Origin of the sequence: Nonomuraea turcica, from assembly GCF_030718205.1 — a bacterium.
Lineage (GTDB): Bacteria > Actinomycetota > Actinomycetes > Streptosporangiales > Streptosporangiaceae > Nonomuraea.
The window spans coordinates 134,673-148,218 of record NZ_JAUZQF010000014.1 but is presented as its reverse complement, the minus strand read 5'-3'; the positions used below and the strand labels follow the sequence as shown (position 1 = coordinate 148,218).

Here is a 13,546-nt window from a genome sequence, read left to right as displayed (position 1 = left end):
GCCGGGAATGGGCTACGTCACCGCGACCACCGCGTAACGTTCGTCGTCGATCTCCTTGCCCCACAACGCCGGGTCGGCGAGCACCTCGACGCGCACGTCCGCGAGGTCCGCGACGGTCAGGCGCACCGCCGCCACCAGATCGCCCGCACGCACCCCGCCGTCCCACGGCATGCCCGCCTCTGATCCCGCGTCCCGCCGCGAGCCCTCGCTGCTCTCGCCGGGCGTGCTCCAGCGTCCCTCCACGAGGACCAGCCGTCCGCCGGGCCGCAGCAGCGCCGCCCAGCGGGTCAGCGCGGCCTCCGGATCGGGGATGGTCCACAGCAGGTGCCGGGCCAGCACCACGTCGAAGCGCCGCTCCCCCACGGGTGGCCGGGCGGCATCCCCGACCAGCACGATCGCGTCCATGCCCGCCAGCTTCGCCCGCGCCCGGGCCACCATCCGGGGCGCCAGGTCCACGCCCACGACCCGATGCCCGCGCTCGGCCAGCAGCAGGGACAGCGACCCGGTGCCGCACCCCAGGTCCACGACGTCGAGCCGGCCCTCGGGCAACCAGGCGGCGAGCCGATCGGCCCAGGCGGCTCTGACTCTGGGGTCGCGCAACCCGTGGTCCGCCTCCTCGTCGAAGGAGTCGGCGGCGGCGTCCCAGTGTGCGGCGATGTCATACATGGCGCCCATCGTGGCACCCACCACCGACATTTCGCGGAGGCATGGACCTGGTGCACTGGTCAGACCAGTCGCTAGGGTGCCTGTCATGGGATATGACGCGCTGTTCCGCCTGGACGGGCGGCGAGCCGTGGTGATCGGGGCAGGGAGCGGGATCGGCAGAGAGGCGGCCCAAGCCATGGCCGCCCACGGGGCGTCCGTGGTGTGCGCCGACCGGGACCTGGCCGCGGCGGAGGAGACCGCCGCCGCGTGCGGGGGATCCGCACGGCTGCTCGACGTGCTCGACGCCGGGGCCGTTGGCCGGGCCGCCGCCGACCATCCGGCCGACGTGCTGGTCTTCACCGCCGCCACGAACGTCCGCAAGCGGCTGCTCGACTACTCGGGCGAGGAGTTCGACCGGGTGGTGGCGCTGAACCTGCGGGCTTCGTTCGACGTGGTGCGGGCGTTCGGCGCGGGCATGGTGGAACGGGGACGCGGGTCGATCATCGGGTTCGCGTCGATCCGGGCAAGCGTCACCGAGCCGGGGCAGAGCGTCTACTCGGCCACGAAGGCCGGCCTCGTGCAGTTGCTGCGCACGGCCGCCGCCGAGTTCGGCTCGCACGGGGTGCGGGTGAACGCCATCGCGCCCGGCGTGGTCGAGACACCGCTGACCCGCCAGATCAAGGACCACCCTGACTGGTACGCCGCGTACGCCGCCAAGAGCGCGCTCGGCCGCTGGGCGTCCGCGGAGGAGATGGCCGGAGCGGTCGTCTACCTGGCGAGCGACGCCGCGAGCTTCGTCACAGGATCGGTGTTGTACGTGGACGGCGGCTGGACCGCCGTGGATGGCCGTTTCGACCCGCCGAATTGAGATGAATATCCCCGCCGCAACAGGGCAGCGGGCACGGTTCCGTCCCAACAAAGAAGGAGGGACCTGACCGATGAGTACAGCACGGAAATTAGCACCCGCGACCCTAGCGGCCGTGCTGGCGTTGACCATCGCCCCAGCGGCGCAGGCCCAGACGGCCGCCGCCCCCGTGACGGCCTCCATCGCGGAGTCCGGCACGGCTCTGCACCTGTCCAGGCAGGACAAGTCGTACCTGCGGCAGGCGCATCGCGGACACCTCGCCGAGATCGCGGCCGGCAGGGCCGCGCTACGCGAGTCCCGCGATCGGGGCGTGCGCGAGATCGCCTGGCGGCTGATCCGCGATCATCGCAGGCTGGACGCCCGGCTGCGCAACGTCGCAGACCGGTTCGACGTCCGGCTGCCGGACGCGCCGACCGCCGAGCAGCAGGCCGCCCTGCGTGACGTGGTCGCGAGGTCCGGTCAGCGCTTCGACCGGGCATGGCTGCGGCTGCAGGCCGACGCCCACTTCCGGTCGCTCCGGCTGGTCCAGGTGGAGCTGCGTCTGGGTCATTCGAACTGGACAAAGGACCTGGCGCGGGACAGCGCGCCCGTGATCCGGCACCACCTGCGGATGATCCGCGCGGAACAGTAGCCGGCACATCCCCGGCGGCCGCGGCCTAACGGGTCGCGGCCGCCGCCTCCCAGCGGCGTGGCGCGCAGAGCGTGCTCCCGCCGCGGCGGCGAGCCGCTGCCGAGAGGTGTGTATTCGCCGGCCACTCGGGCAGTGGGATCACACTTTTGATGCCACCCGGGGGGAGGGCGATATGGCCCGCAAGGAGAAAGCCAAAGGCAAGATCGAGGAGACGAAAGGCATGGCCAAGGAGCGCACCGGCGACGTCACCGGCAACGCGTCTCTGCAGGCCAGGGGGAAAGCGGAGAAGACCAAGGGCAATGTGCGGCAGGCGAAGGAAAAGGCGAAAGACGCCTTCAAGAAGTAGCGGTTCCGCACCATCGTGACGACAGCGGCGGGAGCCCCCGGGGAAGGGCTCCCGCCGCTGTCGCCCAAGCTTCCTGGTTCTAGGGCCGGATGATCGCCATCCTGGTGACGGTGAGCTCCTCGATGGCGAAGCGCGGGCCTTCGCGGCCGGTGCCCGAGTCCTTGACGCCGCCGTACGGCATGTTGTCCGCCCGGAAGCCGGGCACCTCGTTGACCACCACTCCCCCGGCCTCGATGCGCTCGATCGCGGCGAACGCCGTGGCCAGCGACCGCGTGAAGACCGCCGCATGCAGGCCGTACCGCGACGCGTTGACCGCCGTGAAGGCAGCCTCCAGGTCGGGCACCGCGCGCACGCACACCACGGGGCCGAAGATCTCCTCGTCCCAGGCGGCGGCCCCGTCGGGGACGCCGGCGAGCACGGTCGGCGCGATGGCCCGGCCGTCGCGGAGCCCGCCCGTGATCGGCTCGGCCCCGGAGGCGGCGATCCACTCCAGCACCCGGTCCGTCGCGGCCTCGTCGATGAGCGGGGCCACCCGGGTCTCGGGCAGGCGCGGGTCACCGACCACGACGGTCTTGACGCGGTCGGCCAGCAGGGACAGGAACGCCTCGCGTACCGGCTCCTCCACCAGGACCCGCTGGACCGAGATGCACGCCTGGCCGGAGGCGTAGTAGCCGCCGCGCACGACCGCGTCGGCGGCGGCCTCCAGGTCGGCGTCGGCGGCCACGATGAGCGCGGCGTTCGAGCCGAGCTCCAGCAGGACCTTCGTGGGGGCGGCGCCGCGGGCGATGGCGTGGCCGGCGGCGGCCGAGCCGGTGAACGAGACTGCGCCGATCCGCCGGTCCTCGACGAGCGTGCGGCCGACCTCGACGTCGCCGGTGACGAGTTGCACGGCGGCGGCGGGCAGGGCGCCGGTGGAGCGGAGGAGGTGGACCAGCCAGAGCGTGGCCAGCGGGGTGGCCGGGGCGGGTTTGACGATCACGGGGCAGCCGGCCGCCACGGCGGGCGCGATCTTGTGGGCGGCGAGGAGCAGCGGATAGTTGAAGCCGGTGATGCCGACGACGACGCCGATGGGGCGGCGCGTCCAGAAGCCGATCAGGCCCTCTCCGGACGGCAGGAGGTCGAGCGGCACGGTCTCACCATGCAGCCTGGCCACCTCCTCGGCGGCGGTGGCGAGCGTGACGAGCGTCCTGGCCACCTCGACCTTGCAGTCCAGGAGCGGTTTGCCGGTCTCCATGACGAGCAGGCGCTCGAACGCGTCGCGGTCGGCATCGAGGGCGTCGTGGGCCTTCATGAGGGCGGCGCGGCGGGCGTGCGAGGGCAGCGCGGCCATGGCGGGGGCGACGGCCAGGGCCTCGTCGATGGCTCGGGCGGCGTGGGCGGGGGCGCCCAGGGGGGCCGTGGCCACGACGGAGCCGTCGTAGGGGAAGATCACGTCCGAGGTTCGGCCGGTTTGCACCCACCCGTCGCCGATGGGCAGGCCGTCCGGCCAGGTGGTGTCGATGGTCATGAGATTCCCCCTGTGGTGGCTGCTGCGCTCGGGAACACGTCGAGGTACGCGGGCGCGCCCTCGCGGCCGGTCGCGGCGAGGACGGCGTGGGCGACGGCGCGGCTGAAGACGTCCGCCGCGGCCGCCAGGATGTCCTGGAACTCGTCCTGGGCGGGGGCGGGGGCGCCGCACGTGGACAGGCCGAAGATCGTGTCGCCGTCGGTCATGGTGTGGGCCGGTCGGATCGCCCTGGCCAGGCCGTCGTGGGCCACCGCCGCCAGCTTGCCGCACTGGGCCTTGGTGAGGGTGCGGTCGGTGGCGACCACGCCGATGGTGGTGTTGAAGGACGGCGTCTTCTGCGGATTCCAGGCGTGGACTTCGTGCGGGGCCGGGGGTCGGAGGTGGTCGAACTCGCCTGGGAGGCCGTAACGGGCGCCGGCCAGGGTGCCGTCGGCGGGGTCCAGGACCGAGCCGACGGGGTTGGCGACGGCCAGGGCGGCGACGGTGGTGCCGTCGGGGAGGACGGCGCTGGCCGTGCCGATCCCTCCCGCCAGGCCGCCCGCCATCGCCCCGGTCCCGGCCCCAATCGACCCGCTCGCCGTCGGGGGTGCCGTCCCAAGCACGGCTTCGGGGCCCGCCTCGACATTCCCGCCGACCGGGGTTGCGCTCCCTTCGGCGGGAGAGGCGTGGGTGGGCGCGCCCGACGCGCTTCCAAGGACGTACGCGCCGCTCGACGCGCCGGACACCGCGTTGGGCGCCGTGGCGGGTGGTGCGCCGGGCACCGCATCGGGCACCGCATTGGGCGTCGTGGCGGGTGGCGCGCCGGGCACCACGTCTGGCGTCGGGGCGGGCACCGCGGCAGGCGCCGTGGCGGACGGCGCGCCAGGCACCGCAGCCGGCGCCGTGGCGGACGGCGTCGTGGCGGGCGGCGCGGCAGACGGCGCGGCAGACGGCGCGGCAGACGGCGCGGCCGACGCCGTGGCAGGCACCGCAGCGGGCGTCGTGGCGGGTGTGGGAGGGCCGGAGGCGAGGACGTTCGGCGCAGGTGTGGGGTGGGTGGCGGCGTCGTAGGCGGCGGTGCCGAGCGAGGCGTCGGGGACGGCGCGGAAGGCGCCGCCGCGGCCCAGGTCGAAGATGACGGCCGCAGGGACGATCGGCACCACGCCGCCGCTCACCGGGTAGCCGATGCCCGCGTCCGCCAGCCGGTCCACCACCCCGCACGCCGCCGCCAGCCCGTACGCGCTCCCGCCCGTCAGCACCACGGCGTGCACGCGTTCGACCAGGTTGCGCGGGTCGAGCAGCTCGGTCTCCCGCGTCCCCGGCGCGGCCCCGCGCACGTCCACCCCCGCCACGGCGCCCCCGGCGGGGGCCAGGATGACGGTGGTGCCGGTGCGGTGGCCGCCCCCGACCCGGTGGGCGTGGCCGACCCGCAACCCTGCCACGTCCACCAGCGAGTTCGTGGGACCGGGACGCATCAGAAGTCGCCGTTCAGGAACCGCCGCGCCGCCTCGGCGAACACCCGGGTGCACCGGACGATCTCCTCGACCTCCACGTATTCGTCCGCCTGGTGCGCGATCCACTTCCCCCCGGGCCCATACACGACGGACGGGATCCCGCCCCAGTGCGTCAGCACGGTCCCGTCGGTCGACCCGGGCACCCCGCCGTACACCGGCTCCTCCCCCGTGACCGCGCGGTGGGCGGCGGCCAGCGCGGCCACCACGGGGTCGGACACGGGCACGTCCACCGGCGGCCGGTCCACCAGCACCGACACCTCCGCCCCGATCCCGTCGCAGGAGGCCAGCGCGGCCACCCGGTCGGCGATGTCCTTGTGCTCGACGCCCGGGATGGTCCGCACGTCCACGAACACCGAAGCGCCGGCGGGGATGACGTTGACCTGCTCCTCGGAGCCGGCCTGGAGCACGGTCGGCGTCACGTAGACCTCGCCGAGGTGCTCGTGCGCCGGATGCCGGCCCTGCAGCTCCTCCTGCAGCGCCCCCAGGCCGACCAGCAGCGGGCCGATGGCCTGGATGGGGTTGCGGCCGTGCTGCGGCATGGCGCCGTGCGCCATCTTGCCGGCGAGGTCCACGCGCAGCCGCAGCGCGCCCTTGGCGACCGCGCAGATCTCGCCCGCCTCGGGTTCGGCCACGATCGCGCCGTCCACGCCGGCCGCGAGCCCTTCGGAGACGAAATGGTGGGCGCCGATCATGAGGCCTTCCTCGTCGGCCAGCGCGCACACCTTGATCCGCCCGGGGAACGGCCCGGCGAGCTGCAGGGCGCGGGTGGCGTACAGGGTGGCGGCCAGGCCGGACTTCATGTCGGCGCTGCCGCGCCCCCACAGCCTGCCGTCGCGGATCTCCCCGCCGAACGGGTCCACGGTCCACTCCGACAGGTCGCCTTCGGTGACGACGTCCGTGTGCCCCTCGAACATCAGCGTCGGCCCGTCACCGCCGCCGCCCTCGACCACGGCCACCACGTTGGGCCGGCCGGGCGCGGCTTCGTACACGGTGGGCTCCCAGCCCCAGTCCCGCATGCGGGCGGCCACGAGCTCGGCGGCCGGCTGCTCACGCCGTCCGGGGTCGTTGGTGCTGGGGATGCGCACCAGCGCCTGCGTGAACGCCACCACTCCATCGGCATCGACGTCGATCACAACAATCCCTCCAGAGTCGGTACGGCCTGCAGCAACGTTTGGGTGTAGGGGTGGGCGGGCGCGGCCCACACCTCGTCCACGGGCCCGGTCTCGACGATCTCGCCCTGGCTCATGACCGCGACCGTCTCGCAGACGTGCCGCACCACGGACAGGTCGTGCGAGACGAACACGAGTGTGAGCCCGAGCTCGTCGACGAGGTCGGCCAGCAGGTTGAGTATCTGCCCACGGACGGAGACGTCCAGAGCGCTGACGGGTTCGTCGGCGACGAGCACCTTCGGGCGGGGCGCGAGCGCGCGGGCGATGGCGATGCGCTGCCGCTGCCCGCCGGAGAACTGGTGCGGGTAGCGGTCGGCGGCGGCCCCGGGCAGGCCGACCTCGTCGAGCAGTTCGGCGACCCGGTTGCCGACGGGCAGGCCGAGGGCGACGAGCGGCTCGGCGACGAGGTCGCGCACCCGCATGCGGGGGTCGAGCGAGCTCATCGGGTCCTGGAAGACGATCTGGAGGTTCTCGCGCAGGAAACGCAGGCTCCGCTCGGGGCGGCCGGTGATCTGCCGGCCGTCGAACGTGATGGTGCCGCTCGTGGGCTGGTCGAGCGCGCACAGCAGGCGCAGCAGGGTGGACTTGCCGGAGCCGGACTCGCCGACGATGCCGTACCGCTCGCCCTTGCCGATGGTCAGCGACACATCGTTCAGCGCGTGGACGGCGGCGCCCGGCTGGGTGAGCGAGGTGCGGGGGCGGCGGTAGACGCGGGTCAGGTTGCGGGCGTCAATCAGCGGGGTGCCAGCATGCGTGGGCATGGCCGTCTCCTGTCAGCGCCGGTGCCGTCTCACAGTCGGGGGCGGCGTGCGCGCAGCGGTTGCTGAACACGCAGCCGCCGGGGAAGTGCCCGGCCGCCGGGACACTCCCCTGGATGGTGGGCAGGCGGGTGCCGCGCGGGGTGAGCTTCGAGGCGGCCAGCAAGCCCTCGGTGTAGCGGTGGCGGGGCCGGGTGAAGACCTCGCGGATGGGGCCGCTCTCGACGACGCGGCCGCCGTACATGACCAGGACCCGCTCGCAGACGGAGGCGACGACGGCGAGGTCGTGGGTGATGAACAGCAGCGCGGGCGCGACCTCGGCGATCAGGTCGAGCATCTGCTTCTGCACGGTGACGTCGAGCGCGGTGGTGGGCTCGTCGCAGATGAGCAGCTGGGGCTCGTTGGCCAGGGCGATGGCGAGCATGACGCGCTGGCGCTGCCCGCCGGACAGCTGGTGCGGGTACGCGCGGGCGATCTGCCGGGGGTCGGGCAGGCGGACCCGTTCGAGGAGGTCGTACGCCCGGGTGTAGGCCTGCGGGCGGGGGACGCCGTGCAGGGTCATGACCTCGGCGACCTGGGCGCCGACCCGCATGAGCGGGTTGAGCGCGGTCATCGGCTCCTGGAAGACCATGGACAGGTCGCGGCCGCGCAGCCGCTTCAGCCGCTTCTCCGGCACGCCGACGAGGTCGCGGCCGTCCAGCGCGGCCCGCCCGGAGGCAGTGACGCCTTCGGGGAGCAGGCCCATGAGCGACAGCGCGGTCAGCGACTTGCCGGACCCGGACTCGCCGATGAGCCCGACCCGCTCGCCCGGCCCGATCGCGAACGACACGTCGCGCACGAGCTCGACGGCGTCCGCGCGCACGGTCAGTCCCTCAACCTCCAGCACGGATCCTCCTGAGCTTGGGGTCGAGGTAGTCGCGCAGCCCGTCGCCGAGGAGGTTGAAGCCGAGCACCGCGAGGGCGATCGCGATTCCGGGCCAGAGCGCCAGGCGCGGGGTGGAGAACAGCAGTTCCTGCGACTCCTGCAGCATGCGACCCCAGGACGGGGTGGGCGGACGGGTGCCGAAGCCGAGGAAGGACAGGGCCGCCTCGGCCAGGATCGCGATCGCGAACGACACCGACGCCTGCACGATCAGCACGGATCCGATGTTCGGCAGCACGTGCCGCACGGCGATCGCGGTGCGGCGGCGCCCAGCGGCCCGGGCGGCGAGGATGTAGTCGGTGACCATGACCTGGAGTGTGGCGGCGCGGGCCACGCGGGCGAAGGCGGGCACGGTGGCCACCCCGATCGCGATCATCGCGGTGAGCGTGCCGGCCCCGTAGACCGCGCCGAGCATGACGGCCAGCAGCAAGGCCGGGAAGGCGAACACGAGGTCGTTGACGCGCATGATCAGCTCGGACAGCCAGCCCCACGGTGACATCCCGGCGATCATTCCGAGGGGGACGCCGAGTACGGCGGCGATGCCGACGGCCACGATGCCGACGTAGAGGGTGGTGCGGGCCCCGACCATGAGCTGGCTGAAGGTGTCGCGGCCGAACTTGTCGGCGCCGAGGAGATTGCCGTCGCCGGGCGCGCGGAGCTTGCGTGCGGCGTCGACGAGCGTCGGATCGTGCGGGGTCCAGAAGAACGACAGCAGCGCGGCCAGCACCACCAGTGCCACGAGCGTGCCGCCGACCAGCAGGGCGGCGTTCATGCGGCCTCTCATCGCAGCCTCGGGTCGAGCAGGTGGTAGGTGATGTCCACCACGAAGTTGATCAGTAGCACGGCCGCCACCAGCACCATCACCACGCCTTGGACGAGCAGCAGGTCACGCCCGGCCACGCCGTTGAGCAGCAGGTCGCCGAGCCCCGGGATGACGAAGACGCGCTCGACCACGACCGCGCCGATCAGCAGCGTGGCCAGTTGCAGGCCGAGCACGGTGACGACGGGGATCGAGGCGTTGCGCAGGCCGTGCCGCCAGAGCGCGCCGGTGCTGCCCCTGCCCTTGGCGCGGGCGGTGCGCAGATAGTCCTCGCGCATCACGTCCAGCACGGCGCTGCGGACGTAGCGGGTGAGCACCGCGCCCTGGACCAGGCCGAGGGACAGCCACGGCAGCAGGAGGCTACGCAGCCACTCCCCTGGGCTCTCGGCGATCGGCACGTACCCGCCGGACGGCAGTGCCTGGGCCTGCACCGCGAACACGAACACCAGCAGGATGCCCGCCAGGAACGCCGGGACGGCGATGCCGACCTGGCTGGCCGCGCTGATGGCGGCGCCCAGCGGGTTGCGGTGGTGCACGGCGGCGAAGGTGCCGAGCGGCACCGCGATGACCAGCGCCACCACCATGCCGCCGAGCACGAGCACCGCCGTCACGCCCAGGCGGTCGCTGATCTGCGGGCCGATGGGCGAGCTGGTCACGTACGAGGTGCCGAAGTCGCCCTGGGCGAGCCCGCCTACCCAGTCGAAGAACTGCGCGACGGGCGGCCGGTCGGTGCCGAACTGCGTGCGCAGCTGGGCCACCGCCTCTGGGGTCGCGTTGACGCCGAGCGCGATCTCGGCCGGGTCGCCGGGCAGCAGCCCCATGAACGCGAACACCACCACGGCGGCCACGGCGGTGCTCGCGAGCAGCACCGCCAGCCGTTTGAGCAGGTAAACGATCACTGTTTGGCGAGCGCGGTGAAGTCGAAGGACTCCGCGATGGCGTTCTTCGGCAGCCCGGTGACGCCCTTCTTCGCCACGATCAGGTTGGGGAACAAGAACAGCCAGTCGGCCGCGGCGTCATCGGACAGCAGCTGGGCGGCCTTCTTGAGGTCGCCGGTCTGCTGCTGCTCGGTGCCCTCGTCGGCGGAGGCGAGCAGCTTGCCGAACTCGGGGTTGTCGTAGTGGAAGTAGTACGACTTATCCGCGAATATCCCCATGTCACGGGGTTCGACGTGGTTGATGATCGACAGATCATAGTCGCCCTGCTTGAACACCACGTCCAGCCAGCGGGCCGGGAACTCCAGGGGCTCGATGTCGGCCGTGATGCCCACCTGGGCCAGCTGCGACTTGACGACCTGGGCGCTCGCCACCGCGTACGGCAGGTTCGGGATGCGCATCTTGACGGTGAGCGTCTTGCCGCCGAGCAGTTCCTTGGCCTTGGCCGGGTCGTACGGGTAGTCGCCGGTGCGGTCCTCGTACCACGGGTCGGTGGGCGGCACCATCGAGCCGATCAGCTGGCCGCGCCCGGCCCAGGCGGTGTCCAGCAGCGCCTTGTGGTCGATGGCGTGGCGCACGGCCTGGCGGGCCTTCTTGTCGTTGAACGGCGCGCGGGCGTTGTTCATCGACAGCACGACCTCGCCGTTCGTCGTGCCCTCGACTGTCTGGAACCGGTTGGGGTCGGCGAACTGCTGCAGCGACTCCGGCGCCTGGACGCTGGAGATGACGTCGATGCCGCTGGTCAGCAGCGCGTTGTTCATCGCCGTGGCGTCCTTGAAGTACTTCAGCGTGATCGACGACAGCGGCGGCTTCGTGCCCCAGTAGGAGGGGTTGGCGTTGAGCTGGATGGAGTCGCCGCGCCGCCACGAGCCCAGCACGTAGGGGCCGGTGCCGACGGGCTTGTTGGCCAGGTCGGCGACGCCGGTGCGGCTGAACATCGCGCCGAGCCTGGTCGCCATCGAGTAGAGGAAGCCGTTGCTGGGGCGCTTGAGCGTGACAACGGCGGTGGAGTCGTCCTTCTTCTCCACCTTGTCGACCACGTCGAGCTGTGACTTGATCTTCAGCTTCCAGTCGGTCTTGACCCGGTCGAGCGAGAACACCACGTCATCGGCGGTGAAGGCCGCGCCGCTGCTGAACTTCACGTTCTTCCGCAGCGTGAACGTGTAGGTCTTCCGGTCGTCCGAGACCTCCCACTTCTCGGCCAGCAGCGGGACGATGTTGCCGTCCTGGCCGAGCTTGACCAGGCCCTCGTAGACGTTGACGAGCAGCGCCTGCGGGATGGCGGCGCCTTCGGTGGCGGTGAAGTCCAGGTTCGCGGGCTCGGCCACGAATCCGACGGATAGAGATTGGGCCGCGGGGGTCGAAGTGCCGCCGCCGGCCTCGCCGCCACAGGCGGCCGCGCTCAGCAGGAGACCGCCCACGGCGATCCAGATTCCGATGCGCCTCATGTCTTGCAGCCTCCTGGCTAGTGCACTGGTCGGACCAGTAGGCTCAGCACATTGCCAGCCGATGGCGGCTCGGGTCAAGGGGGACGTCCATGAGTGGTCCGCAGTTCGAGCCGGTACGCACCGTACGCGCCTATGAACGGGTCGTGGAGCAGATCGAGGGGGCGATCGAGAGCGGCGCTCTGTGCCCGGGCGGGCGGCTGCCCAGCGAGCGCGAGCTCATGGTGCAGTTCTCGGTGAGCCGCTCCACCGTGCGCGAGGCGCTGCGGGTGCTGCAGGCACGCGGCCTGGTGCGCTCGCGGCCCGGCGACCCGAACGGCGCCGAGGTCCTGCCGTTCACGCCCGCCGCCTTGCACAAGTCGATGACCACGCTGGCCCGGGTGGCGGAGTTGTCGCTGGGCGAGCTGGTGCAGTTCAGGATGGTGCTGGACGCGGCGGCCATCCTGCTGGCGGCGCGGCTGCGCACCGAGGAGCAGCTGGAGGAGATGGCCGCGGCTGTGGAGCGTATGAAGGAGGCCGCCGCCGTGGAGCGCATGAAGGAGGCGGACAGCGCGGCCTTCAGCGCCGCGGACGTCGCCTTCCACGACGCGCTGGCGCGGGCCAGCGGCAACACACTCATCCAGGTCTGCACGGACGTCGTCCGGTCGGTCGTGGTCGACCTCATCGCCGGCAGGATCGCCGCGGCTCCCGACCAGGAGGCGCTGATGCGCCGGAGCATCGCCCACCACGAGGAGGTCCTGGCCGCCGTGCGCGCCGGCGACGGCCCGCTGGCCGCCCGGCTGTTCCGCAGGTCGGTGTACGACTACTACGCCGGCTACGTGCCCGAGGAGGAGCGAACCGCTCTGCAAGCCCTTCTGGAGTGATTTGCCCCACACAGTGCTATCTTGCACGCGTGGGCCGCGGGGACGACAACGGGCTGACAGAGGCCTTCCTGCGCGAGCCGCGCCGCTACACCAGCCACCAGGTCGCCGAGATGGCGGGGGTTCCGGTCTACCGCGCGCGGCGCTTCTGGCGTGCCCTGGGGTTCGCCAACGTGGCCGACGACGCCGTCGAGTTCACCGACTCCGACGTCGAGGCGCTCAAGACGTTGCTCGGCATGGTCAGCTCCGGCGTCTACGACGAGGAGCACGTGCTGCTCATGGCCCGCTCGCTCGGCGGGGCCACCGCGAGACTGGCCGAGTCGCAGGCCGAGCTGGGCGTCGAGGCCCTGGACCAGGCGGGCGTGCCGCTGGCCGACCGGCCGCGGGCCTGGCGCCGGCGGGCCGAGCGGGTGGTGCCCGACCTGGCCAAGCTGCTGGTCTACGCCTGGCAGCGCCAGCTCGCCGCCGCCGCGGGCCGCATGGCCGACCAGGACATGAGCGCGGTACGGCTGGCCGTCGGCTTCGCCGACCTGGTCGCCTTCACCCGGCTGAGCAGGCAGATCACCAGCAGCGAGCTGGCCCGGCTGATCGACAGGTTCGAGGGCGGATCCGCCGACATCGTCACCTCCACCGGCGGCCGGGTGATCAAGACGCTGGGCGACTCGGTGTTGTTCGTGGCCGACAAGGCACACGTGGCGGCCGAGATCGCGCTGCGCCTGGTCGAGACGCACGCGCGCGTCAGGGGCCTGCCGGAGCTACGGGTGGGGCTGGCGTCCGGGCCGGTGATCTGGCGGATGGGCGACGTGTTCGGCACCACCGTCAACCTGGCGAGCAGGCTCACCGCACTGTCGCTGCCCGGCACGATTCTGGCCGATCCGGCGCTGGCCGAGGAGCTCGAGGGCGACCGGGCCTTCCGGCTGCGGCCGGTCGACAAGCTGTCGGTACGCGGGCTGGGCGAGATGGCGCCCTTCACCGTCATGCGGGCGGGAGCCGGCTGACGTGTCCGGCATGATCGCGGGGCATCCGCTGAAGTGATCCGCGGTTTCGGGCGGCGGGCTGAGCGGGCATGGACTCCCGGCAACGACTTCACCTGACCCCCGGGACATCTCTCCGTCCCCGTCGAGAGAGGCCGCTGACCGCATGCCGAGCT

14 protein-coding genes are annotated in these 13,546 nt (G+C 72.4%); 5 read left to right on the top strand and 9 right to left on the bottom strand.

Annotated elements, in window-relative coordinates:
- Positions 1 to 12 precede the first annotated feature (12 nt).
- Entirely contained in the window at positions 13 to 666 is a 654-nt protein-coding gene (locus Q9G87_RS33230; RefSeq protein ID WP_305920492.1) for a class I SAM-dependent methyltransferase, read from the bottom strand.
- Positions 667 to 751: 85 nt separating this feature from the next.
- On the opposite strand from Q9G87_RS33230, the gene Q9G87_RS33225 reads away from it, so the two are divergent.
- The 3 genes from Q9G87_RS33225 to Q9G87_RS33215 all read left to right on the top strand — a co-directional run bounded on the left by Q9G87_RS33225 (position 752) and on the right by Q9G87_RS33215 (position 2,487).
- Positions 752 to 1,513 carry an SDR family NAD(P)-dependent oxidoreductase gene (locus tag Q9G87_RS33225; RefSeq protein ID WP_305920491.1) on the top strand — a complete coding sequence of 254 codons (762 nt, stop codon included), beginning with the start codon at positions 752 to 754 and terminating at the stop codon, positions 1,511 to 1,513.
- A 70-nt stretch (positions 1,514 to 1,583) separates the two neighbouring features.
- On the top strand, positions 1,584 to 2,141 hold the full coding sequence (locus tag Q9G87_RS33220) for a DUF4142 domain-containing protein (RefSeq protein ID WP_305920490.1): 558 nt from the start codon (positions 1,584 to 1,586) through the stop codon (positions 2,139 to 2,141).
- Between the two features lie 172 nt (positions 2,142 to 2,313).
- The gene (locus tag Q9G87_RS33215; RefSeq protein WP_305920489.1) at positions 2,314 to 2,487 is read left to right on the top strand and encodes a CsbD family protein; all 174 of its coding nucleotides are present in this window, start codon (positions 2,314 to 2,316) and stop codon (positions 2,485 to 2,487) included.
- A 79-nt stretch (positions 2,488 to 2,566) separates the two neighbouring features.
- Here the strand turns inward: Q9G87_RS33215 and Q9G87_RS33210 are convergent, their stop codons facing one another.
- From Q9G87_RS33210 to Q9G87_RS33175, 8 genes are read right to left on the bottom strand one after another with little or no spacing between them, the layout of a single operon-like run.
- The gene (locus tag Q9G87_RS33210) at positions 2,567 to 3,994 is read right to left on the bottom strand and encodes an aldehyde dehydrogenase family protein (RefSeq protein WP_305920488.1); all 1,428 of its coding nucleotides are present in this window, start codon (positions 3,992 to 3,994) and stop codon (positions 2,567 to 2,569) included.
- Positions 3,991 to 5,448: a P1 family peptidase gene (locus Q9G87_RS33205; RefSeq protein WP_305920487.1), complete on the bottom strand. Its 1,458-nt coding sequence runs from the start codon at positions 5,446 to 5,448 to the stop codon at positions 3,991 to 3,993. The genes Q9G87_RS33210 and Q9G87_RS33205 overlap by 4 nt, the downstream gene beginning before the upstream one ends.
- Positions 5,448 to 6,620, bottom strand: coding sequence for a M20 family metallopeptidase (locus tag Q9G87_RS33200; RefSeq protein ID WP_305920486.1), 1,173 nt, complete (start codon positions 6,618 to 6,620; stop codon positions 5,448 to 5,450). The genes Q9G87_RS33205 and Q9G87_RS33200 overlap by 1 nt, the downstream gene beginning before the upstream one ends.
- Positions 6,617 to 7,417, bottom strand: a complete 801-nt coding sequence (locus Q9G87_RS33195; protein WP_305920485.1) for an ATP-binding cassette domain-containing protein — start codon at positions 7,415 to 7,417, stop codon at positions 6,617 to 6,619. Before Q9G87_RS33195 ends, Q9G87_RS33200 begins: the two co-directional genes overlap by 4 nt.
- A complete protein-coding gene (locus tag Q9G87_RS33190; RefSeq protein ID WP_305920484.1) occupies positions 7,386 to 8,300 on the bottom strand; it encodes an ABC transporter ATP-binding protein in 915 nt (304 codons plus the stop codon). The genes Q9G87_RS33195 and Q9G87_RS33190 overlap by 32 nt, the downstream gene beginning before the upstream one ends.
- Positions 8,287 to 9,108, bottom strand: coding sequence for an ABC transporter permease (locus Q9G87_RS33185; RefSeq protein ID WP_305920483.1), 822 nt, complete (start codon positions 9,106 to 9,108; stop codon positions 8,287 to 8,289). The genes Q9G87_RS33190 and Q9G87_RS33185 overlap by 14 nt, the downstream gene beginning before the upstream one ends.
- Positions 9,109 to 9,116: 8 nt before the next feature.
- Positions 9,117 to 10,055: an ABC transporter permease gene (locus tag Q9G87_RS33180; RefSeq protein WP_305920482.1), complete on the bottom strand. Its 939-nt coding sequence runs from the start codon at positions 10,053 to 10,055 to the stop codon at positions 9,117 to 9,119.
- Positions 10,052 to 11,539, bottom strand: a complete 1,488-nt coding sequence (locus tag Q9G87_RS33175; RefSeq protein ID WP_305920481.1) for an ABC transporter substrate-binding protein — start codon at positions 11,537 to 11,539, stop codon at positions 10,052 to 10,054. Before Q9G87_RS33175 ends, Q9G87_RS33180 begins: the two co-directional genes overlap by 4 nt.
- An 89-nt stretch (positions 11,540 to 11,628) precedes the next feature.
- Here Q9G87_RS33175 and Q9G87_RS33170 point away from each other — a divergent pair, with 89 nt between their 5' ends.
- Together Q9G87_RS33170 and Q9G87_RS33165 are read left to right on the top strand one after the other, a co-directional pair.
- The gene (locus tag Q9G87_RS33170) at positions 11,629 to 12,399 is read left to right on the top strand and encodes a FadR/GntR family transcriptional regulator (protein ID WP_305920480.1); all 771 of its coding nucleotides are present in this window, start codon (positions 11,629 to 11,631) and stop codon (positions 12,397 to 12,399) included.
- Between the two features lie 29 nt (positions 12,400 to 12,428).
- Positions 12,429 to 13,394, top strand: coding sequence for an adenylate/guanylate cyclase domain-containing protein (locus Q9G87_RS33165; RefSeq protein ID WP_305920479.1), 966 nt, complete (start codon positions 12,429 to 12,431; stop codon positions 13,392 to 13,394).
- Positions 13,395 to 13,546 lie beyond the last annotated feature (152 nt).